This is a genomic window from Nitrospiraceae bacterium (assembly GCA_035623075.1).
Taxonomy (GTDB): Bacteria; Nitrospirota; Nitrospiria; order Nitrospirales; family Nitrospiraceae; genus DASPUC01.
In genome coordinates this window covers 119,407-140,861 of record DASPUC010000027.1, presented here as the reverse complement: position 1 = coordinate 140,861, position 21,455 = coordinate 119,407, and the positions used below count along the sequence as shown (strand labels likewise).

Annotated in this window: 22 protein-coding genes; 5 read left to right on the top strand and 17 right to left on the bottom strand. The window is 55.9% G+C overall.

The window, feature by feature from the left end; translation table 11 throughout:
- Both VEI50_10020 and VEI50_10015 read left to right on the top strand, forming a co-directional pair.
- On the top strand, positions 1 to 1,445 hold a 1,445-nt coding region (locus VEI50_10020), incomplete at its 5' end, for an APC family permease (protein HXX75454.1).
- 2 nt (positions 1,446 to 1,447) lie between these two features.
- Positions 1,448 to 2,593, top strand: a complete 1,146-nt coding sequence (locus VEI50_10015) for a hypothetical protein (GenBank protein ID HXX75453.1) — start codon at positions 1,448 to 1,450, stop codon at positions 2,591 to 2,593.
- Between the two features lie 16 nt (positions 2,594 to 2,609).
- Here the strand turns inward: VEI50_10015 and VEI50_10010 are convergent, their stop codons facing one another.
- The 3 genes from VEI50_10010 to VEI50_10000 form a co-directional block, all read right to left on the bottom strand.
- On the bottom strand, positions 2,610 to 4,202 hold the full coding sequence (locus VEI50_10010) for an HEXXH motif-containing putative peptide modification protein (GenBank protein ID HXX75452.1): 1,593 nt from the start codon (positions 4,200 to 4,202) through the stop codon (positions 2,610 to 2,612).
- A gap of 66 nt (positions 4,203 to 4,268) precedes the next feature.
- Complete coding sequence (locus VEI50_10005) at positions 4,269 to 4,967, bottom strand: hypothetical protein (GenBank protein ID HXX75451.1); 699 nt, start codon at positions 4,965 to 4,967, stop codon at positions 4,269 to 4,271.
- Between the two features lie 204 nt (positions 4,968 to 5,171).
- Positions 5,172 to 5,399 (bottom strand): hypothetical protein, encoded by a 228-nt coding sequence (locus VEI50_10000; GenBank protein ID HXX75450.1) that lies wholly within the window; start codon positions 5,397 to 5,399, stop codon positions 5,172 to 5,174.
- 279 nt (positions 5,400 to 5,678) lie between these two features.
- Here VEI50_10000 and VEI50_09995 point away from each other — a divergent pair, with 279 nt between their 5' ends.
- Positions 5,679 to 7,121 carry an NFACT family protein gene (locus tag VEI50_09995; protein HXX75449.1) on the top strand — a complete coding sequence of 481 codons (1,443 nt, stop codon included), beginning with the start codon at positions 5,679 to 5,681 and terminating at the stop codon, positions 7,119 to 7,121.
- A gap of 157 nt (positions 7,122 to 7,278) precedes the next feature.
- A complete protein-coding gene (locus tag VEI50_09990; GenBank protein HXX75448.1) occupies positions 7,279 to 7,779 on the top strand; it encodes a response regulator in 501 nt (166 codons plus the stop codon).
- A gap of 169 nt (positions 7,780 to 7,948) precedes the next feature.
- On the opposite strand, the gene VEI50_09985 is transcribed toward VEI50_09990, so the two are convergent.
- The 11 genes from VEI50_09985 to VEI50_09935 all read right to left on the bottom strand — a co-directional run bounded on the left by VEI50_09985 (position 7,949) and on the right by VEI50_09935 (position 17,488).
- Positions 7,949 to 8,272: an RNA-binding protein gene (locus VEI50_09985; GenBank protein ID HXX75447.1), complete on the bottom strand. Its 324-nt coding sequence runs from the start codon at positions 8,270 to 8,272 to the stop codon at positions 7,949 to 7,951.
- Positions 8,273 to 8,497: 225 nt separating this feature from the next.
- A complete protein-coding gene (locus VEI50_09980; GenBank protein HXX75446.1) occupies positions 8,498 to 9,289 on the bottom strand; it encodes an ABC transporter permease in 792 nt (263 codons plus the stop codon).
- Positions 9,286 to 9,696: a hypothetical protein gene (locus VEI50_09975; protein ID HXX75445.1), complete on the bottom strand. Its 411-nt coding sequence runs from the start codon at positions 9,694 to 9,696 to the stop codon at positions 9,286 to 9,288. The genes VEI50_09980 and VEI50_09975 overlap by 4 nt, the downstream gene beginning before the upstream one ends.
- A gap of 21 nt (positions 9,697 to 9,717) precedes the next feature.
- Entirely contained in the window at positions 9,718 to 10,449 is a 732-nt protein-coding gene (locus VEI50_09970; protein HXX75444.1) for an ABC transporter ATP-binding protein, read from the bottom strand.
- 12 nt (positions 10,450 to 10,461) lie between these two features.
- Complete coding sequence (locus VEI50_09965) at positions 10,462 to 11,172, bottom strand: NapC/NirT family cytochrome c (GenBank protein ID HXX75443.1); 711 nt, start codon at positions 11,170 to 11,172, stop codon at positions 10,462 to 10,464.
- Positions 11,156 to 11,680 (bottom strand): molybdopterin-guanine dinucleotide biosynthesis protein B, encoded by a 525-nt coding sequence (mobB, locus tag VEI50_09960; protein ID HXX75442.1) that lies wholly within the window; start codon positions 11,678 to 11,680, stop codon positions 11,156 to 11,158. The genes VEI50_09965 and mobB overlap by 17 nt, the downstream gene beginning before the upstream one ends.
- A 20-nt stretch (positions 11,681 to 11,700) precedes the next feature.
- Positions 11,701 to 12,999, bottom strand: a complete 1,299-nt coding sequence (gene glp, locus VEI50_09955; protein ID HXX75441.1) for a gephyrin-like molybdotransferase Glp — start codon at positions 12,997 to 12,999, stop codon at positions 11,701 to 11,703.
- A 13-nt stretch (positions 13,000 to 13,012) separates the two neighbouring features.
- Positions 13,013 to 13,966, bottom strand: a complete 954-nt coding sequence (locus VEI50_09950) for an Mrp/NBP35 family ATP-binding protein (protein ID HXX75440.1) — start codon at positions 13,964 to 13,966, stop codon at positions 13,013 to 13,015.
- Positions 13,967 to 14,012: 46 nt separating this feature from the next.
- Complete coding sequence (gene tatC / locus VEI50_09945) at positions 14,013 to 14,954, bottom strand: twin-arginine translocase subunit TatC (GenBank protein HXX75439.1); 942 nt, start codon at positions 14,952 to 14,954, stop codon at positions 14,013 to 14,015.
- A gap of 84 nt (positions 14,955 to 15,038) precedes the next feature.
- Positions 15,039 to 16,541 (bottom strand): Do family serine endopeptidase, encoded by a 1,503-nt coding sequence (locus VEI50_09940; protein ID HXX75438.1) that lies wholly within the window; start codon positions 16,539 to 16,541, stop codon positions 15,039 to 15,041.
- Between the two features lie 164 nt (positions 16,542 to 16,705).
- Entirely contained in the window at positions 16,706 to 17,488 is a 783-nt protein-coding gene (locus VEI50_09935) for a hypothetical protein (protein ID HXX75437.1), read from the bottom strand.
- Positions 17,489 to 17,689: 201 nt separating this feature from the next.
- On the opposite strand from VEI50_09935, the gene VEI50_09930 reads away from it, so the two are divergent.
- Positions 17,690 to 18,505, top strand: coding sequence for a dolichyl-phosphate beta-glucosyltransferase (locus VEI50_09930; GenBank protein ID HXX75436.1), 816 nt, complete (start codon positions 17,690 to 17,692; stop codon positions 18,503 to 18,505).
- Between the two features lie 25 nt (positions 18,506 to 18,530).
- Here the strand turns inward: VEI50_09930 and VEI50_09925 are convergent, their stop codons facing one another.
- From VEI50_09925 to VEI50_09915, 3 genes are all read right to left on the bottom strand, one after another.
- The gene (locus VEI50_09925) at positions 18,531 to 20,003 is read right to left on the bottom strand and encodes a hypothetical protein (protein HXX75435.1); all 1,473 of its coding nucleotides are present in this window, start codon (positions 20,001 to 20,003) and stop codon (positions 18,531 to 18,533) included.
- 331 nt (positions 20,004 to 20,334) lie between these two features.
- On the bottom strand, positions 20,335 to 21,093 hold the full coding sequence (locus VEI50_09920; GenBank protein ID HXX75434.1) for a class I SAM-dependent methyltransferase: 759 nt from the start codon (positions 21,091 to 21,093) through the stop codon (positions 20,335 to 20,337).
- 13 nt (positions 21,094 to 21,106) lie between these two features.
- A complete protein-coding gene (locus VEI50_09915) occupies positions 21,107 to 21,451 on the bottom strand; it encodes a carbamoyltransferase N-terminal domain-containing protein (protein ID HXX75433.1) in 345 nt (114 codons plus the stop codon).
- Positions 21,452 to 21,455 lie beyond the last annotated feature (4 nt).

The following is a 21,455-nucleotide window of genomic DNA, read 5'->3' as shown; positions in this document are numbered from 1 at the left end:
CCGGCATTGCGGCCATCACCTCGGCCATTCCTGCGCTGTTTCCCCATCGGACCGCGCTCGGAGTCTTTGCCATTTTGATCGTGTTGCTCGTCAACTTACGGGGAGTTCGTGAGTCGGGAAAGGTGTTTGCTGTACCAACTTATCTGTTTATCGGCTCGCTCCTAGTGATGCTGGGGGTCGGAGCCTATCAATTCCTGTCCGGCCGGGTGAATCCGGTCACTCCACAGAATGTCGTGACGCAGGCCGGAGTTGAAACCGTCTCGTTGTTTCTCCTGCTGAGGGCGTTCTCCTCCGGTTGTACGGCGCTCACTGGGGTAGAGGTCATCTCGAACGGAGTCACGGCCTTCCGTCCACCGGAATCGAAGAACGCCGCTCTCACGATGGCCGGCATGGCAACCATCTTGGCGACCCTCTTCCTAGGCATCAGCATCATGGCGTACTCTCTGGGTGTCATCCCGAAAGAAGATGAAACCGTCGTCTCACAGATTGCTCGAGCCACTTTTGGGGAAGGATTCCTCTACTACTTGGTGCAGGGATCGACCATGTTGATCTTGATCCTGGCCGCCAATAGCGCATTTGCCGGATTTCCCCGGCTTGCGTCCTTGCTCGCCCGCGACGGCTTCATGCCCCATCAGATGGCCATGATGGGCGACCGGCTCGTGTTCTCGAACGGGATCATTATCCTGGGAGCGTCATCGGGTCTCCTGATTGTGCTCTTCGAAAGCGACACCCATGCCCTCATTCCACTGTATGCCGTCGGGGTGTTCCTTTCGTTCACCCTTTCCCAAGCCGGCATGGTGAGGCGCTGGCTGGTCAAGCGCGGGCCCCATTGGAGGGAGAAACTTGTGATTAACGGGATCGGCGCGGTCACCACGGCCATTGCGACGACAATCATCGCCAGCACGAAATTCGTGCATGGCGCCTGGATCGTGGTCGTCCTTATCCCGTTCTTCATCATGATGTTCCGAGGGGTCCGTTCTCACTATCAGGCGGTGACCGAACAAGTCACTCTTAGCCGCGGCCACCGCCCCCCCCTCCCTAGGCGAAACATCGTCCTCATCCCCATCGGTGGCGTGAACCGAGCCGTGATCCGCGCCGTGGACTATGCGCGCAGCCGGCCTGGTGAGATTCGCGCCGTCCTCGTAGATACCGAATCGGAAGAGACGGCCAAGCTGGAGATGCAGTGGGCGCAATGGGGTTGCGGAGTTAATTTGGTTGTCCTTCCTTCGCCCTATCGGTCGATTCTCGGGTCCCTCCTCGACTACATCGAAGAGATACTAGAGAAGGAACCCGAGAGTTGGATCACCGTCGTGATCCCGGAAATTCTGCCGGCCCGCTGGTGGCAGAACATCTTGCACAATCAGCGCGCGCTAATGTTAAAGGCGGCGCTCCTGTTCAAAGATCGCGTAATTCTCACGGACGTGCCGTTCCACCTGACGAGGTGACCATGAAAAGCAACCACAGGTTGCAAGTCGAAACGACAAAGCTCGCGGTCCACCGAATCTCGCTCGCACTTGCAAACCTTCTCACTTTCGCTCTTGTCACAAGCTTGCCCGTAGAAAAGGCGTTCGCATTCAAAATTACGGAACCGGTAACCGGAGCCAAACTCACGGCGGGACAAACCGTCACCGCCCATGTGGACTTGGGCAACGACATCGGCATCGTCACGGTGCGGTACTACTGGTATCGGGAGCAGGACGAAACCCTGGTACAGCAGGAGGAAAGCGAGTCGGGCCCGTCGAAATCAGGAGCCAAGATCTCTGTGGACAAGTTTCTCCACAAGGACACCGTGGTGGGAGGCTCGGTCGTCTCGTCGCCGGTGCTTGTCTCGACGGGAGAGCAGGATCCCGCGTTCGGCGGCCCCCTGAAGGTTCCGTTGGAAGCGATCGGCCCCATGCGGCTGCTCGCTGTGGCCGAAATCTCACGAGGGCGACTGGGAACCAGAACTGTCTTCGATGAGATCGTTGTCAATGCGGAGCCTCAGGCAGAGCTCCAGAACATTGACTTCGAAACCGATAAGCCCTTGCTGCTGGGACGAGAGGGTCAGCTGGCCACCTATGGCCAGGTGGATGTGTTGGGCAAGATCTTTGAACTTCCTGTTGTTGGTGATTTCGCTGACGGCGTTTCGAGACCTCTGACGGCCCCAACGAGCGGCACCAACTACCAGTCATCGAATGAGAAGGTCATTCAGGTGCTGTCGGATGGGATGCTCAAGATCGTGGGGAACGGGAAAACCGTGATCACGGTGAAGAACAGAGGGAAACAGGCTTCGCTGGACGTGAACGTCGCCGTCGGTGACGAACCGAATGAACCGCCGGTCGCCGTGGCCGGAGCCAATCGTACCGTCAGCTCCGGCACCAAGGTTGAGTTGAATGGACTGAGCAGCCGGGATCCGGAGGGAGAAGCGCTTTTCTATTCTTGGAGCCAGGTTCGTGGCGCGAAGGTGCCGCTCTTGGATCTCAACATGCCGAAAGCCTCGTTCGTGGCCCCGTCCGTGTCGGAGCCAAAACTCTTCCGCTTTAAGCTGCGGGTAACGGACAAAAAAGGAGCAGATTCGTTGCCGGCGTTTGTGGATGTTGTTGTTGAACCCTAGCACGTTTCACATGATGTCATGCTCGACTCAATCGCACCGGTCCGTAGGTTTGGCGGGCCTTCTTCAATTCCTCGACATGCCGGCGGAGGGAGGGGCCGAACTTCGATCGAAGAACCGCCTTTCTATGGGGCATGATCTTGCCTCCAACCTTCGTGATCGCTTGTGCCAGTTGCCCAACCAGTCGCCGGCCTGAGCCGGTGAGCCAGCCTAAATGTCGGTCGGCATATTCCAAGTCTTGAATCGAATAGCGAACTGATTCCAACTCTTCAAGACAGCGAAAATGGGCGCGCAAGACCTGCGCTTTCGTCAGTGGGATTAGACTCTCCTTTCGATTTGACCTCTTCTTACCTCTCGCCCCTCGCCTCACGCCTCTCGCCCCCCACGTTGACAGCCGTTCAAAGAGTATCGCTCCCATTGTGAAGGTAAAGGTCGCGTGGAGAATGCCTCTCAGCGGGCGCAGGCTTCGCCGCCAGGGTGAATAAAATATCTGTTGATTATGGTCGCCAAGAAATAAGACATGCTTCCTCAGGAGCAGATTCAAATGGTGATGGCTGTTTTCATGGATGAGGTCGTCGATGAGGTCCAGATCGTCCCGATCAAAACAGTTGATGAAGGACAGACCGGGCCGATGCCGATAACTGAAACTCACGACGCCTTTCGCCCTGAGCGGAATGATTCGGGAGGTGAACAGTGTGAGGATCCACTGTTCCTCGGGCCAGGCCTGCCGGATGGTTCCCCATGCTCGATTGATTCGTTGCACCTGTTTGAGATCAGTTCGATCGACGCTCTGTGGTTGCCTGTCTTTTCCATAGACCAGTGTCGGTCCTACCGTCACAGGCTTTGTCCTCCGCTGTGTGAGAATGATCGTTGGTCGATAGGCCCAGTGCCACATCACTTCACGATTTCTCATGACATATAAAGGTTCACGAGTGCGCCTCACCAGAATGGACATGCCGTCCGGTTCGACAACAAAGATGCATCGCCCCTTCGATTCGGCCAATCGTTTCTTGGAGGCTGCTGACCCTTCGACCCAATCGCCGGCGATCCCCACTGCAATGGCGCCTTCCGGTTCCGCCCGCTCATAGTTGCAGCCGAGGTTTCCCTCGACGCACCATGCCGATCGTTTCTGCTTGCTGACCCACTCGCTCGGCAGCCCCGGCACTAAGAACAGCGCTTCCTGCCTGACTTCTTGGGAAAGCCGCACGCACAGTCGATGAAGCCGGCTCTCCAGTCCTGCAAGCTGGGGTACGCCACGGGGAAAGAGCTCGTCGATGTAGCTGTTTTCGAAGAATTTATTCTGACATTCGACCAATAGCTGCTCGGCGAATTCTCGGCGATCGAATTCGACCCGATATTGCTGGAGCAGATCGACAAAGTAGACAAGATCGTTGAGCGCTTCGACCCAGCCGACTACTTTCCAGTGATCATACTGGTCTTGTTCGATCACTTGCCCGAGAAATCGGAAGTAGCCTACCGGCAATGATAATGATTGAGCGATCTTCGTATATTGCTGATCCAGATCCTGACAGAGCGCGGCCAAGAGCGCCTTCATCGAAAGACGAAATTCAGCCTGCACGCGAGCCAAGGCTGCGGAATCAAACAACGACATTGCGCGATGCCCTATGCGTTCAGGCCGCGACTGTACCGGAGGAAGGAGGAGGCTGCAAGCAGACGACTACGAGGATTTCATCGGCAGGTATCCGAGTTCGTCTAGCCCGAGCTCTTGAACGTGGTCTCTCAGATGGTTCGCGAGGCTGGTCTGCACGGTCGCTTCGAGGGGAGGCTTTGTACCCTTCGTGACTGTAAATGGCAATTCATCTTTCCAGAGCAGATGGCCGTCGTGGTCGAGCAGATACAAGAAGAGACGCCGTCGTTCTTCCTCCTTCCATCCCCAGTCGCTCGGATGCGAAGGAGCCTCGGCAACACGACCGATCAAGACGGTATCGACGTTGAGCTCCTGTGTCACGGCTTTCGCGAGAGATGTGCGAGCCGCGTCATCGGTCCTAGAAATGAGAGAACCGGTCGAGGACATGTCAACTGGTGTTCGATCCGGCCCCTCGACACGGAGCGAGGTCTCTTGTTGCAGGACCTCCGCAAGGCGGGTTCCCATTTCAGCATCTCCCTCAAACGGGAGGACCGCCACACTGCTGACTTTGACATGAGGTTCAGAGACGGCTCCCGTCTCCTGTGGCGCAACCCACGATTGTTCAAACGGCCAGAACGTCAAGTCGCTTGTCCTGAGTGAGTCGAATCCGACAACCGCAACCCACGCCACGGCAAGACAGCCCTGTAGTGACACCATTCCGCCGGCAAGGACACATAGCATACCGGCCTGTAGCCAGCGCGAACGATCGCCTATCCAGCATAACTTCATTTTCATCTCCGGAATTGTGTTGGGCTAATCCTGCTTCTCTTTACCAATAGACCAGCAAGAGGAGTGCCCTTGGACTAAGCCTCCCATGGAATCCGTAACTAGTCGAGTTTCTTAGCGAAATGAACAAGAGTGTGCGAAGGATGTCGGGCGAGTGTAGGAAACTGTTCCAGCCCTGCACAGTCACGAACAGTGCACAGAGGCTAGCTAGGCAACTGCTTTAAGGGGCTTTCGGGAGGTCAGCCCTGACGGGTGCGCTTTCAACAACCGTGTCGACCCGGCACGTTGAATCATCCGATGACGGAGAATCAGGCGATCGACGATGTTGCCGCAGGCTATACATCGCCATCCTTTCATCCACATGGGGATGCTGCTTTCCTTTATATCAATGAGATGATCGCTCACCATAAGACCTTCACACTTGGTACATCGCATCGGACCCTCCCCGATCGGAGTTGGATATCCCCTGCCCACTACTGAATAAAGCAAGGGCAATGCCATCGCGTTTACTGCTCGTCTTGCAGGTTTTTGCAGTGAATCGTAGAGTGTCTCCGCCTGCACGATAAACAGGAATGAGCGCTGTGTGACCGAATTGGTCCCGTGCGGCGGAGTCGACGTGAATTACTTAGGTGCTGGCACGAAGCGTTTATCCGCACATCCATCGGCAGCTTGCAGGTCTGTTTCTGCAAGGGATGGCCGATTAAGAGACATTTCGTGGCACTAAGCGCTCGGGAAATCACAGCGGTTCTTGAGGAAGTTGCTCCTGTGCTCACAGGAGGGTGGATTCAGAAAATCCATCAGCCCGCCGCGCTCACGATTGTGTTGGAAATTCGAACACCAGGACTGACCCATCGTCTGCTGATCTCTTGCTTCCCTGAGACGGCTCGCCTGCACCTGATCACCGCATCCAGGCAGAACCCGGTGTCTCCTCCTCCCTTCTGCCAGTTCCTGCGCGCCCATCTCCAAGGTGCACACATCGATGCTATTACCCAGATTCAAGATGATCGGATCGTTCGGATCGATTTAACTACAAAGGCAGGGACTCGCGCACTCGTAGCAGAACTCACGGGAAAAACCGCGAATCTATTCGTTCTCGATGGCGATGAGCGGCTCGTGAGAGAACTGAAAGGATCCAGAGATCGGCAGGGACAACCCTACAAACCGCCGGCCCTTGCGCCGCACTCGCGACGTATCCCCTCTTCCATATCTGTCGCTCATTCGGTGTCGGACGCTCGTTTCCCTCTGTCTGCTGCGATTGAGGCCACGTATCAAGATAGGGACGCCGCTGCGTCGCTGGACGAAGCCCGAGCCGCCAAGCTTGGAACCCTGAAGAAATCGATCAAGAAGCTACAGCGCCGCATCGATGCCTGGCACGATGACCTGACGAAAGCGGCGAAGTATCGTACCTATGGCCGATATGGCGAGCTGCTCAAGGCCAATCTCAATCTGATCAAGAGAGGACAGCGAGAAGTAACTGTCGTCGATTATTTCGAGGACTCACTGCCAAGCCTGACGATTCCGCTCGATCCCACGAAAACTCCGCAAGGCAACATGGACGACTATTTTCGGAAGCACCGAAAATATTTGGCATCGGAGCGGGAGCTTCATCCCAGGATCGAGGCTGGGCGCGCAGAGCTGGCGGCCATGCATCGCGAGCTCGATACCATCAAGCTGGGAACCTGGCGACCACCAGCCATCCTCTCAGCAGGGCGCTCCAAAGGCCGAGGTCCTGCGGACAATCGTACGAAGCCGGGCTTGCAGACTCGCCGGGGGCCGTTCCGGCGCTTTACCTCGGCGGATGGGCTTCCCATTTTCGTTGGAAGAAATGCCCGGGAGAATGACGACCTCACATTCAGGTTTGCGAGCAGCGACGATCTCTGGCTCCATGCGCGCGGAGTGCCGGGATCTCACGTGGTTGTGCGACTCGCCAAGGGACAAGACATTCCTCAGGAAACATTACGAGACGCCGCAACACTCGCCTTGTTGTACAGCGACTTCAAGAAGAGCGGAAAGGGCGACGTGATCTATACCAGGAGGAAATGGGTGAGAAAGGCAAAAGGTCACTCGGCTGGAGCCGTGACAGTGACTCACGACCAATCACTGGTCGTCACGCTGGACCGAGTCAGACTTGAGAGGCTCAAGACGGACTCCGGCTGATTTCCCGATCTCAACATGTTCTTCCCTTTCGTCACGGGCAAATTGCGCCGTCGTTCGCCTGAGGGACAATTGCGAAAACCGCAATACTTCTAGCCAACCCGACTGTGTTTCATTACGCTAGAATCATTCGACCGGAACACGTACTACCGACACTCTCATGTCTACGCCTACGTCAACGGAGCGGACGGTACTTGTCGTCGACGACGAACCAGCGGTGCTGGGAGTCGTCTCGAAGATGCTTGCACAAGAGGGGTTTCACGTTTTGCAGGCCGGCGGCAGCTCGGATGCGCTCAGACTCTGCAAGACTCATCAGGGGAGAATCGATCTGCTGGTCACGGATCTGGTTTTGCCCCCTCCCGGCTTTTCGTTCGCCTCCGATGCAAATGAGTTTCCTCATGTCCACGGCCACGACCTGGCCCTCCGTGCACTCCATATGCGAAAAGACCTTCGTGTCGTCCTGATTTCAGGCAACATGGACAAGGACCTGGCAGGGTATGGCATCCGCCAAGGCGTCCTTCCATTCGTAGAAAAGCCGCTCCAATCTCAGGCGTTTCTGAAGCTTGTCAAAGAAGTTCTCCAAGGTCCTCCGCCTTCCTTGGAGTCTCTCACTGAAACCCACAAAAATGCCGCTACTGATGACAACGAGTGGGTGGATTAGCTCACCTCCTTCTATTCGTGATTTTTGCAATTAATCCACGAGTCCTCTGAGGGGTTGAGCCGTTGATGTCTAAACCACTGAGCCGATCGTTCTCACTTGGCCTTTGATAAAAACAAAGGGGCTGCCACCTTTCGGTGACAGCCCCCCCATGAACGGATACCCGTATAGCTTACCAGCGATCGCGCTTTCCGCCGCCACCGCTGCGACCAGGACCACCGAAACCGCCACGGCCACCATTGCGCGGTTCCTGTGGACGTGCTTCATTGACCGTTAAAGTCCGGCCGCCCATTTCCGCACCATTCAGCGCGGTAATGGCTGCCTGCGCTTCCTGGTCCGTAGACATTTCCACGAAGCCGAATCCACGCGACTGTCCCGTGAACTTATCCGTGATGATCCGCGCCGAAGCAACACCACCGTGTTGTCCGAACAGATCGCTCAACTGCTGCTCAGTCGCCGAATACGGCAACCCACCGACATAAATCTTTGAACCCATCTGGGGTTCCTCCTTTGAGTATGATGATATTGTCTTGAACTCGAGGGACGGGGAAGGAGCGGGCCGAAGACGCGAGCTATGCAGCGACTTAGGTCTGACTTCCGACGAAATTCCCGGGCTAAGGCAACATCCACGTTGCAGGCCTGCACGTAACTGACCGCCCCACCGCCAGGCCCATGCGATGAAGCGCTTTTACCCTAACATAGGGTCAGTTGGATTACAACCTCACTCTCCGACTCGAACCAGCAGTCCTTCTTCCTTACAATAGGCGAACGTCCGATGGAACCATGCAATAACAGCAATGAGAAGCAGGACGTTCAGCCCGCTCGCCCATGCCAAGTTCACGACCGGATGGATTGAAGTACTGAGCACCGCTCGCATGCCTTCGAATATATGCGCTGCCGGGTTGGCCCAGGCAATCGCCTTGAGCCAACCAGGTAGCACATCTAGCGGATAGAACACACATGAGATGGGCTGGAACAAAAACACCATACTCCAGGCCAGCACTTCGGCCTCTTGACCGAACCGCATGATCAGTGACGTCGTAAAGACCCCTACGATCCAACCAGTCACGACCAAATTCAACACAAACGGAAACAGCCAGAGGCCGATCATAAAAATGTTGTATGAATAAAAGAGCGCGGCGCACAGCGCCATGACTATCGACACACACATCACCTTGAAGATACTCATGACCATGGTGGCGGCGAGGAATTCACTGGGCTTGAGCGGGCTTGCGAAGAGATTCATCAGATTTCTTGCCCAGATTTCTTCGAGAAAGGAGATGGTAATCCCTTGTTGGGATCGGAACAGAATGTCCCAGAGGATGAGTGCCCCCAGAAAAAACGTTACAAACCCCGGAGTCTGGCCCGGAAAGCGAGAGAGATAGAGCGTGATGAACCCCCAAATGACGAGGTCGAGGAACGGCCAATAAAAAATTTCCATGATCCGGGGCAGGCTTCGTCGATAAAGATAGAGATGACGGGACACCAGGGCCATGATCCGATGCATCTTCATGCTTGATCCTCGTGATGGTGATGTTCCTCGCCGCAGCCACCGCAATCATGGTGTCGGCCGAGGATCGTATCCATCATGGCCTGTGTTCCTCCAACCAGTCGGCCTACGACACGGGTTCCGTCTGGCAGCGTTCGCATTCCTAGGATCACCCCGACCACGGGCAAGACACTCACACCGGCGGCGAAAGGAAGAGAGCCAAGACGTCCTGGATCGATGGTCCAAAGTACGACACCCAAGAGCACTCCTGGCGCCAGCGCGGCGGTGAGGCTCGCCTGGACTACCCTCCAGTCACAGGTACGTCGCGCGAAACCCGCGGACGCCATGACGCACCAAAACACGCCCCAGCTGGTGCTCAGCCCGAGTCCACCAATCATCACGCCGAGTAGAACTGAGAGTACGTCGTCCATACGATTCGATGGCGCCCCTGCTTATGACTGCTCACGGGCCAACTTCAAGAACACGTCTTCCAGGTCCGACTGGCCGAATCTCGAGACAATCTCGGAAGCCGTCCCTTCTGCCACAATCTTGCCTCGCTGCAAAAAGATAATTCGATCCGACATCGCCTCCATCTCCCTCATATTGTGCGAGGTGTACAGAATACTGAGTCCCGACGCACGCTGCTCTTCTTTCAGGAGACGTCGAATCTTGTGTGCGATGTCGGGGTCGAGACTGGCCGTCGGCTCATCCAGAAACAAGATCTTCGGCTGGGTGAGAAATGCTTTCGCCAGCGTAAGCCTCGTCATCTGTCCTGAGGACAGTTTTCTGGTGATCTTGGAACGAAACTCCTCCATTTCCAGCCTTTTCACCATGTCGTCGATGCGGCGCTCGACCTGTGTCAGACCGTAGAGCTTCGCGACCACCCGCAAATTTTCTTCGACCGTGAGCGAATACGGCATTGATATGTAGGTTGAAGAAAAGTTGACTTGTTCAAGAATTTCCTCTCGGTGGGTCGCCAGATCCAAGCCAAAGACACGAATCGAACCGGCTGTGGGCGTCACCAATCCCAATAACATCTGGATTGTGGTGGTTTTCCCGGCCCCGTTCGGCCCGAGCAATCCCAGAATTTCTCCTGGCCGGATCTCGAACGAAATGTTGTCGACAGCGGTGAAGCTGCCGAACCGCTTTGTGAGATGCTGGGCAGAGAGAACAGATGCTGCCATGGGTGGACGGTGTTAGTTGAACAGCAGCGAGTTGCTGATCTTCTCCGGAATATGGCACGTCTCGCACTTGCGGCTCATGACTTTGCCTTGATGTTCTGCCTTGCCGTCATGGCATCGAAAGCAATCGGCTAAGGCTCTCGTGCGCAAGTGTGAGCCCTCCGGGTGATCGGGAAGCCAGGGTTGGCTGTCCGCTGCGACATGCCCGCGTGGGATGACGATCGGGTAGCCTTTGATCGGGCGATCATGCACGACCCCCGAATGACAGGTCGTACACCCTTCCCCTTGGCCCCTCGTCAGGAACGCTTCAATATGTTTTCGATGGCTCATCACCAGCCCCACTTCCTTCACCGGCGGCGGGAGATCGCGCGGCGCCACCTCGGACATACGAAGAATGTTCCGATGGCAGCCGAGGCACACATTGGAGTCGACTCGAGCTTTAAGATTGTGGGGACCGGTCGGGGTCCCAAAGAGGTAAATAGCCACGTCCTTCATGCCGTTCCATGCTTTGTCATGTACCCACCCTGCAAGACCAGGTCGCACGTGACAGGCAACACAGGTGACTTCCTTGTGGGATGATTTCACCCAGCTTTCGTAGGACGGTGCAATGTTGTGGCAACTGGCACAAAATTTCGGGTGGCTGGTGAGAGGAATGGCGACGCCGCCCAGCGTCATCGCACCGGCAATCAGGCCCAGTACGACGACGGCCTTAGGCTTCCAGCTCATGCGCAGCGCGCGGATGCCGCTTAGGGAACTTCGTCATGATCAAGGCAGCCACGCCGACGACATCGTTGATGTCGAACACGGGAACTGGAAGATCGACGGGTTTATCGGAGACCACTGCCAGCAGTCCTTCCTGTGAAACCGGCACTTCCCCCAGTTGTTCTCGGACAATGACGATTTTAGGATAGCCCTCGCTCTTCCAGCCTTCGGCGATGATCAGATCATAGGAATCGTCCAGAAACCGATCACGCACGTCCGTCACATGCATTTGATCGGAGACATCGGCAAACATGGCCATGCTACCTTTGGAGATCACCACAACACTGCTGGCGCCGGCCCGTTTGTGCCGCCAGCTGTCCTTTCCTTCGGTGTCGAGATCAAATCCGTGCCCGGTATGTTTGACCGTTGCAACTTTATAGCCGACCCGGACCAATTCTGGGATCACGCGTTCGATCATCGTGGTTTTTCCGCTGTTGGACCGTCCCACGAAACAGACAATAGGTATAGCCATGAGCTGATGTGCTTTCCGCCTCAACAACAAGACAGGCGATGAGACCCGCTCTGGCTGTGGTCTGCGTGGCTCGACCCAGCTTCGCCACCTAAGAGCTGAACGGTCACGAGATCGCCGGGATTCAGCCGCTCAACTTCGACCGGCACATCGATCAAACAGTTGGCCTTGACCATTGAGGTGAGAATGCCCGATCCTTGATCGCCGGTCGTGCGGACTTTGAAGACGCCGTCTTCCCGCGTCAGGACCCCGCGCAAAAAATGACGACGATCCGTCCGCTTGGAAAACTTTTCTTGGAAGACCGCCTGAACCAGAGGACGGCCGTAGCTCCGGTGCCCGCTCATTTTCAGCATCGCGGGCCGCACCAACTGCTCGAACGTGATCATCGAGGAAACGGGGTTTCCCGGAAGACCGAATGCCAACTTGCCCTGAATCTTTCCAAAAGCCAGCGGTTGCCCCGGTTTGATGGCGAGTTTCCAGAAATTCATCTCGGCTCCAAGGTCGTGAAACACCGCCTTGGTAAAGTCGTAGTCGCCCATAGAGACCCCCCCCGACAACACCAGAATATCCGCTGTCAAACCATGGGAGATCTTTTCCTTCAGGGCGGCAGGATTGTCCCGCGCGATGCCGAGTAGAAATGGGACCCCACCGGCATCCTGCACGGCAGCGGCAATCCCATAGCTGTTCGAATTGATGATTTTCTCATCGCTGAACCGCTCGTCCAAGTCCGCGAGTTCATCTCCGGTGGAGAGAATCGCGACGCGCGGACGTTGATAGACAAAGACGAACGATTTCGCCAGAATCGCCAGCATCCCGGCTTCTCCCGGTCGAATCTGTGTGCCCTTTGTAATGATGCGCTCGCCTTTCCTGACATCCTCGCCCTGCGGCCGGATGTTCGACCCTTTCTGCTCCGGTTTGAAGACCCGCACGGACTCCGGCGTGTGTTCGGTATCTTCGACCTTCAACACCGTGTCCGCACCTTTCGGAATAGGAGCTCCCGTCATGATTCGAATCGCCTGTCCAGACCCGACCGTCTTCGACGGCATCTTTCCTGCGGGGACATCTTCGATGATCGACAGCGTCACGGGTTTCTGAATCGCGTGTCCCTGTTTGATATCCTCCCACCGCACGGCAAATCCGTCCATCGCCGAGTTGTCCCACGGTGGATTATCGCGCTCTGCCACGATGTCTTCTCCCAACACCCGACCGAGGGCATCGAGGATAGGGATCTTCTCCACGCCAAGGACCGGCGTGGCATCCAGGACGACCTTCTGCGCCTCAGTCAACGGCGTGAGGTCCTGTGTCGCGTCTTTCGGCTTCACCTTGATCCTTTCGTCAATGACCATGCCGCGGAGCGACTTTCACGAGCGACCCGCTCTTTCTACAAAACGCTTCTACCTTGTTCGCGATCTCGTGGTACGCCTCGGCCGTCGGCGTGTCCGAGTAGAACATCGCAAACGGCTCGCCCGCATCAGATTGAGTCACGACGTCGGGATCGAGCGGAATCCGACCGAGAAACGGCACACCCATGTCGCCTGCGGAAGCTTCACCGCCGCCCTTCCGGAACACCTCGATATGATTGTGGCAATGCGGGCATTCCAAGCCGCTCATGTTTTCGACGATACCGATGATCGGCACCTCGCTGTCTTTGCAAAACGTGACGGACTTGCGGGAATCGAGGAGCGCTACTTCTTGGGGCGTCGTGACGATCACCGCACCGCTCACGTTGCCGAGCAGGTCGATGGTGGTGACTGATTCGTTGCCGGTGCCTGGAGGTAAGTCGATGAGCAGAAAGTTCAGATCCTGCCATTCGACACCACCCAACAGTTGATTGATGAATTCGTACTTGTAGGCATCCCGCCAGATAATCGGATCGTCCGGGTTTTGGAGCAAGAAGGACATCGATGCGATCTTGAGGTTATAGGCCTGGAACGGAATGATTCCGCCCGACGTGCTGATCTTCAGCTTCTGGCCTTCTGCCCCCACCATCTTCGGAATGTTCGGACCATGGATATCCATGTCGCAGATGCCAACATGCCACCCCTTGAGGGCCAGACTCACCGCCAGGTTAGTGGTGCAGGTACTCTTCCCCACGCCACCCTTATTGCTCATGATGAGGACTTTATACTCGATCCGCTCCATCCGTTTGGCGACAAGCCAGCGACTATGTCCTTCCTTATCCTTCTGGCATGATTCATTTTCATCGCAAATGGCACAGGCCCACATATACGTGCAGGCATCACCATTACCGGACCCATGAGGTTGAATGATATTTAGTTCACGTGCCATGGATGATCACGAGTCCTTACCTAGCCGATCGATTAGTCCATCACTCTCATCGCCGCGGGCCTCCTGACGGTACGCCGACGTACTCCCCCTCCACCGCACCGGGAACCCGTGGGGACACCGACTTGCCGCTGATACCAGCCGCGACGGCCTGCACGGCAGTCTCTTCTGCCTTCGGCTTCCTCTTATGAAAGAAGCCTGCACTCACGATCCCGACTTCATAAAAGATATACATCGGCAAGGCCATCAAACACTGGTTGAAGGGGTCCGGGGTCGGCGTCAGAATGGCCGCGACAATGAAGGCGCCTAACAGCGCCCATTTGCGATACCGTTTCAGGAATGGTGCATCAACCCATCCCAGTTTGGCCATGAGCGTAATCGCCAGGGGTACTTCGAAGATCAGTCCGAACACGAGCAAGAACCACAGAGCAAACCCCACGTACTGGGCGATCGACAGCTGCGGAATAAACCCCGCGTTCACCCCGTAGGCGATCAGAAAGTTCAGAGCAAACGGCAGCACAAAGAAAAACGAGAACCCGACGCCGGCGTAAAATGCCACCGTGCTCAAAAGTACGAATGGACCCACGAAACGGCGCTCTTGCGAATGGAGGCCGGGCACGACGAATTGCCAGATCTCCCACAAGATATACGGCATCGCCAGCACAAGGGCAAAGAGTCCGGCGACCTTGACGTTTTGCCAGAGTGCTTCAGCCGGTGCCAGAAAGACGAATGGGATGGCAGGAAGATCAGTCGGTACCCAGGACAGCGAACCCGGTACAAACATGTTCTGCAACGGAACACGGAGCCATTTCACAAGGGTATCGGCATAGAAGAAGGTGCCGACGAACACGACAGCCGTCACAATGACCGCCCGGGTCAGGCGCACCTGGAACTCCACCAGGTGCTCCATGACCGGCATTTTTTTGTCTTCCAGCGGCTTGAAGATCGTGTCTTGCAGCCACCGGTTGAACTTGTTCAAGCCATCAGCCATATCGCAATGCCTTCGCTTAGCAGCTATCAGCCATCAGATCAGAAGTCCTATGCTAATCACCGATGGCTGTAGCCTGGCGGCTCTTTATTTTGGATTCACCGCCACGAATAAATTATTGCCCTGCCGGCTGAGGAGCAGAACAGCCAATTCATCTTTTTTGATCTTATTCGCCGCCTTCTGATAGTCGTCAAGACTTTTCACGACTTCGTGATTCACCTCTTGAATCACGTCGCCCCGCTGCAAACCGGCCGCTTCCGCTGAGCTGCCTGCTTCCACCGACGTGATCATGACCCCGGTTGTCTTTCCAGGGATATTCATCTGACTCATCATCGCCGGGTCGAGGGCTTGAATTCGAAGCGCGGCCAGTACATTATCGGGTGGTTTGATCGTCTCAGCCGGTTCCTTCGGAGCCGGCTCTCGCTTGGCCAGCATCTCATCGGACGGTCGTTCCGCGACCTTCACATTCAGAGTCTGTTCCCTTCCATCGCGGAGAATCTTGACCTGGGCATCCTTGCCAACTATCGTTCGTGCGACGAGATTCCGCAACTGGCTGACGCTCTGGACGTCTTTCCCATTGAACGCGATCACCACATCTCCCCGCTTGATTCCAGCCTCATAGGAGGGTCCGTTCTCGTTCACGTCGCTGATGAGGACGCCCTTCCGTTGCTCGGGAAGTTTAAATGACTTTGCAAGCGCAGGAGTGATCTCTTGAATCGCCACTCCCATCCATCCTCGTACGACTTTGCCGGTTTTCTGGAGACTCTCAACGATATCGAGCGCAATACTGCTGGGGATGGCGAAGCCGATCCCCTCTGATCCGCCGGTTCGAGAAAAGATCGCGGTATTGATGCCGATGAGGTCCCCGTTCATGTTGATCAACGCCCCTCCGGAATTACCCGGATTGATCGCGGCATCAGTCTGAATGAAATCTTCATAATCGGCGATTCCGACGTTGCCGCGACCCAGCGCACTGATAATCCCCAGCGTCACCGTGGAACTGAGGCCAAACGGGCTGCCGATGGCGAGAACGAGGTCGCCCACTTGGAGTTTCTCGTACTCCGCCCATTTCAGAGCAGGAAGGTCTTTTACCTCAATCTTAATGACGGCCAAGTCCGTCTTCGGATCGGTCCCGATGACCTTAGCGGAAAATTCACGGCGATCACTCAATGTGACGGTAATCTGCGTGGCACCTTCAACGACGTGGTTGTTGGTGACGATGTAACCGTTAGAGTCAAGGATGACGCCTGAACCGGCACTTTGATCGGGACGACCGTGAGGACCAGGCGGCATGGGCGGCGGCGTCGGTAGCTCACCCCCCGGCGGTTCTTCACCAGGAGGCCCGCCAAACGGCCCAGGAGGTAAGGGACGACGTCCTCGGCCTCCCCCTTCCCCTCCGCCAGTAACGGCGATGTTGACCACCGCGGGCGTCACTTTTTTCACGATCTCGGAAAAGCCCTGCGCCATGGATGGCGGTACCCCCGCAGCCGACGCCATCGAACCAGACGGCAAAGTACTGCATGCAACCGCCACCACACACAAACAGACCAGGGCAAACAGCGCATTCTTTTCCCGACCCCACATGACCATAACAGCGTTCCTCCAGAAAAAAAGGTGGCACGAACCGGAAGCCGAAGGATCTATTTTACACCATCTGTTCAGAGGCCTTCAAAGACTAAAAGTCCCCTTCGGACCATGGGACAGGCCCGAAGGGGACGAGGGTTCGCCGCAAGACTGCTATATCCGCAGCAAGCTTATGAACTGGCTCTCCGCATGGCTGCGTCTGCCTCTAACTGACCGAGCCAGGAGTTCTGTAACCTGAAAGTGAGGCGCTTGGCGGCATCGTTGAACGAAACCACCCGAAGGGTATTCGGTGCACCCTCATAGGTCGGAGGCCAAATTCGCCGTTCGGGATCTTGTGGCCGGAGATAGATCACCGGATACCATTGGTCAATGCCGGGAGCTGAAGGGCGATCCAACGTCGCCCAGCCTCGAGCTTCCGCCCGCATCAATGTCCGGTTATGCTTCAAATCCAGCAATGCGAATTCCAGCAGAGAGTAGTTGTCACGACGGTACCCCGGCTGTGCATGGGTCGTCCAGCCCAGGAAGAGCGTCATCGGATATTCCTGCTCCGTGCTGGATAAAACGACAACCACCAAATAATCGAGCTTATGGGCTCTACCGATCTCGCCAAACTGAGTCCAGTCTCCGCTTGGCTGCGGGCGGATCCCTTCAGCCGAAAGCACCTCGGTTACGGTTACTGGTAACACTCGACTGACTTCTTGCTTTAACTGTTCGCCCAAACGGACAAAGGCTTCATCTGGCAGATTCGGCGCTGCGCCTGGAGCAGAGGTATCCGATACCAACACCAACCCCGCCTTCAGCGGCCGTTGTTCTATTTGCGTGAGGTCTTCGGAGGCGGTCTTCGTTTCCGGGGACAGATAGCTGTCCAGACGATTTGGCGGAAAAGCCGTCGCACAACCCATAAGAACGATCAGACCGAGCAGGACACCGATTCCCTTCGTGAAATCGCGCATAACCCACCTCCCGGCTGAATTCCTGACACCTATCGTCACTACGCTCCCTTTGTCTACACCTTCGCTCCCGATTCCTAGATCTGTCAAGGCCCTCCGCCTTCCTTCTCCCTTGCAATTCTGCATATTGCTCAGCTACCGTAGCTCACCCCCGCTGCTCGTGTGGTTTCAAGGCTGTTGATCGATTACAGGGGACAATCACCTGTGCCGTCACGCGGTGCTCTCGCTTCTCTCGATATCTCTGTTATCATCCCGGCGTATAACGAAGCCGCGCGGATTCTTCCCTACCTTCACGCGATCACCTCACACCTACAGCGCCAGCGGCGAACCTGTGAAGTGCTCGTGGTCGATGACGGGAGCACAGATACCACGGCGACTGTCGTCACATCGTTCGCCCGCACTGCACCCGATGTTCACTTGATTCAGATCCCGTCAAGCCAGGGAAAGGGAGCGGCGGTCCGGCGAGGTATGCAGTCAGCTGTCGGAAACCTCCAACTCTTTGCGGATGCGGATGGAGCGACGCCGATTCAAGAACTCGACAGACTTGAAAAAGCTATCGTGGACGGAGCGGATCTGGCCATTGGGTCACGGACTCTTGCTAGTCGGCTGCCAGGCTTCACCGTGCAGGCTCGATTGCACCGTATTCTTCTCGGCATGGTGTTTAATTCAGCCGTCCGGCAGAGCGGCATCAGAGGAATCGCGGATACCCAGTGCGGGTTCAAACTGTTCCGTCGCAACGTGGCTCAAGATCTATTCTCAGTTGCCTCGATCGACGGGTATGGATTCGACTTGGAGTTACTGTACGTGGCTCAACAGCGGGGGTATCGCATCGCAGAGGTGCCGGTCAATTGGGCAGACCAGCCCGGCTCAAAGGTCCGTATCCTTCGTGATGGCTTCGCGATGCTGCGCGAATTGGCCAATATTAAGCAGAACGGGGTCAAGGGACTCTATGACTCTCAACCCATCTCATATCCAATCCATCCGGTCACCGTCGAACAGCTTGATCTTCCTCCTCGATAATATCTCAGATTGGACGACCTCTTGCTCACACTGGCGCGCGAACATAGATCGCGACCTTGGCATCGTCGTATGTTCTTGTCCATGTCGTCTGCTGCGCCAACGCCCGATCTAGCACCGTGTTTCGACGCACGATCGCCCAGTCGACCGCGTACTTATCGAAAACCGCGAGCATGGGAGGATCCGTCAGAGCCACGGCAGCATAATCCCTCACAATCCATCGATCCCCTATGCGCCAGGCCGGCATGCGGCCATCGATAAAGATCTTTTCTTCAGGAAGCCACCAGAGAAGAAAGCCGCCATGGACGTACTCATTAAACAAGCGGCGTCCAACCTGATCCCGGTGGTTGCGCAGCCATTGGATCGCCTCAATCGGATATGAGGTCTCCTTGTAGTACTGCTCGGGCTGGAGCCCGGCTTGAGCGATGTGCCGAAGATGATCGGGGCCCAACCGTACGAGAAACAGCCCTGCGACCAGCGTCAATCCCAGAAGACCGAGTCGGGCCTGTCGAAGACTCGGCTCGATCCAGCCGGAGAATCGGGCTACGCCCGCCTCAAGCATTTCCGCGACCAGCGGGAGGCTCACGATAAGAAAGAGAGGAACGTTCCGCAGATGGCGAAGCGAGAGGACCAAAAAGACGGCCAACACCGTCCACCGGATCGGTTCAACTCGTCGATATCCCAGAAGCATCGCAGCCACGAGTGCGACCAAGTAGATCACAAAGCCTCGTCCCGCATGGGTCGCCAACGACACCGACTGCCATTCCTGTAAGAAATCGAGCATGAACTGGTTCAAGAGGTCATCGAAAATTTCTCTGTGTAACATCCATCCGTACGGATTCACCAACGTGGCGACTGCCGCTGCTCCTGACGCGATCACAAGTTGACGCAGTTGCAACCATGACAGAACTCTTTCGTCTATCCGATCGGTCAGGTTTGGCCACCATAGGCATCCGGCCCGAATAAGCATCGATGTGATCACAACCAACCCGAGCAAGAAGAGGCCCGCCGTAAATCCGCCGTGAAGATTGGCCCAGAGAAGAAACAGAGGAGGAATCGTCCAAGGAACCCACCGGTGACCATCACGGAACCGTTCTAGCAGGAATATGAGTGCCGCGAGACCCACTAAGGTCACCATCTGAGTTCTCGCCCCGAGAAATGGGAGCGCAACCCACAGCGACAGGGCACTAGCCATTAGTGCATAGAAGGCCTGACGTTTCCCCGAGCAACTTGCGATGATCCAGGCCCCGGCTACGACGATACCGAACAGTACGATCACGCCTAACAGGCCAAATCCTCTATAACTGGTTGCGATGAAGATGTCCGTTAACCACGCATGTTCGATCCAGGCCCAATCCGACATCGTGTGGGAATAGGGATCCAGCCTGGGTACGGCCCAGCCCTGCCCGAGCATGTCCAGCCCCGCCCGTAGATGCCAGCCAAAGTCTGGTTCCGTCACAGGCTGAAGGGTAAAATTTGCGATGAACACCACCAGAAGCATGTTAAGGGCTATTGTCGGTACCGTGAGTGAGAGTCGGGGTTCTGGCGCGCGATTGGCTGTCATTCCCAACGACTTATAATGAACGAGCGCCCTTCGATCGTGAGGCGGGATAATTCCCTAAAACAAGCCATTCGACTTCAGTGCGGAGAATGCAATCACCACTGACCAGCCGGGACTTTTTTGTACCACCTACCACGTTAGTCCTCAACTCGCAAGCTGGATCGTTTCGGGGCAGGTGGCTGCCCCGCCGAGACCGGGGAGGTCTCAGGCCAAGGAGCACCTTTCGTTGGCTCTGTTTAACCAAAAGCGGAATTTCATTTCGATCTCCCAATTATGCTTCTGCGATATAGTACTGTGTCCACAGGAGCCAACTGAAACGGCTGTGCTTCAATTTTAGCTCAAGAAAGTTTTCGAGCCGTAAACCAAATTCCCCTAGAAACTCGGCGATTAATGGCAAATACATCCCGGACGTAAACCGCTCGCGGATACGGAAACCGGCCGCCTGCAATTGGCCGGTAACTTCTTTTTCAGTCATGAGATTGATGTGGCCTGTCTCAATAACTGGTTCGCGATATATAGCCTTAACTACATCGATAATGCCTGGCATAAGAGCAACTTTCGCCGTTAACTCCAGCGGACTCCATCGTTGTGGTGTAGACAAGACGAGAATACCACCAGGCTTGAGCAGCCGATGCATCGCAGCTATCGCAGGTGCTGAATCTGCAAGGTGCTCGACAACTTCCGTACAGAGAATGAGATCGAAATGTTTCTCCGGTAAGTTCGTACGTGTAATATCGTCAAATATGACATTTAGATTTGGGTGGCTGGCCTTAAGAACGTGAGAAAGACGAAGATGAGCATCTTCTATCTCACTGGCAATCACTTCCCGATACAGCTCTGATAACACCGGAAGATACACACCGGAACCAAACCCAACTTCTAGTGCCCGCTCATGTCTTCCATTGGAACCGGACCTTTTCATCGCATCGATTATCAAGGCACGCCTGTTACAATGCAGCCAACGCCGTGTAGGATTACCTGAGGTATACAAGGTGCGCTGTAGTTTAACCACTTCAGATTCTAAAACCACGTATATTTTCCTCCTACTCTGCAGTCGGCACGCGCAACCGTTTGTGATCGAGCCCATCTGCAAAAGACACGAGAATGAAAGCTTGTCGCCTCGTCATGCCACGTCGACCGACCTGCCAGTATTTCCACGGGACCGCCGCTGCGTCCAGGTCGCGGAGCTGCACTCCCGCGGCCTTCAGACAGTAACGAATCGCGGACACCGAAAATGCGGTAGCATGTTTGACTCGGACGAACCGTTCTTCTTCGGCGGCGGCGATGACCCGACCATCGGCCACAATCGCCGCAGCGGCATCCCGCATGTTGGAGAGTCCCAGCGTAAGCATAGGGGGAAGAATAATCGTCCCCTCGTCAAGCTGCAAGAAG

Bases quoted from the DNA above. Each gene is read 5' to 3' on its own strand.
- VEI50_09975 (HXX75445.1), bottom strand. From the start codon at position 9,696: ATGGACGACGTACTCTCAGTTCTACTCGGCGTGATGATTGGTGGACTC.
- VEI50_09950 (HXX75440.1), bottom strand. From the start codon at position 13,966: ATGGCACGTGAACTAAATATCATTCAACCTCATGGGTCCGGTAATGGT.
- VEI50_09940 (HXX75438.1), bottom strand. From the start codon at position 16,541: ATGGTCATGTGGGGTCGGGAAAAGAATGCGCTGTTTGCCCTGGTCTGT.
- VEI50_09935 (HXX75437.1), bottom strand. From the start codon at position 17,488: ATGCGCGATTTCACGAAGGGAATCGGTGTCCTGCTCGGTCTGATCGTT.
- VEI50_09985 (HXX75447.1), bottom strand. From the start codon at position 8,272: ATGGGTTCAAAGATTTATGTCGGTGGGTTGCCGTATTCGGCGACTGAG.
- VEI50_09970 (HXX75444.1), bottom strand. From the start codon at position 10,449: ATGGCAGCATCTGTTCTCTCTGCCCAGCATCTCACAAAGCGGTTCGGC.
- VEI50_09965 (HXX75443.1), bottom strand. From the start codon at position 11,172: ATGAGCTGGAAGCCTAAGGCCGTCGTCGTACTGGGCCTGATTGCCGGT.
- VEI50_10005 (HXX75451.1), bottom strand. From the start codon at position 4,967: ATGAAGTTATGCTGGATAGGCGATCGTTCGCGCTGGCTACAGGCCGGT.
- VEI50_09990 (HXX75448.1), top strand. From the start codon at position 7,279: ATGTCTACGCCTACGTCAACGGAGCGGACGGTACTTGTCGTCGACGAC.
- VEI50_10015 (HXX75453.1), top strand. From the start codon at position 1,448: ATGAAAAGCAACCACAGGTTGCAAGTCGAAACGACAAAGCTCGCGGTC.
- tatC (HXX75439.1), bottom strand. From the start codon at position 14,954: ATGGCTGATGGCTTGAACAAGTTCAACCGGTGGCTGCAAGACACGATC.
- VEI50_10010 (HXX75452.1), bottom strand. From the start codon at position 4,202: ATGTCGTTGTTTGATTCCGCAGCCTTGGCTCGCGTGCAGGCTGAATTT.
- VEI50_09980 (HXX75446.1), bottom strand. From the start codon at position 9,289: ATGAAGATGCATCGGATCATGGCCCTGGTGTCCCGTCATCTCTATCTT.
- mobB (HXX75442.1), bottom strand. From the start codon at position 11,680: ATGGCTATACCTATTGTCTGTTTCGTGGGACGGTCCAACAGCGGAAAA.
- VEI50_10000 (HXX75450.1), bottom strand. From the start codon at position 5,399: ATGCGATGTACCAAGTGTGAAGGTCTTATGGTGAGCGATCATCTCATT.
- VEI50_09925 (HXX75435.1), bottom strand. From the start codon at position 20,003: ATGCTTCTGGTGGTGTTCATCGCAAATTTTACCCTTCAGCCTGTGACG.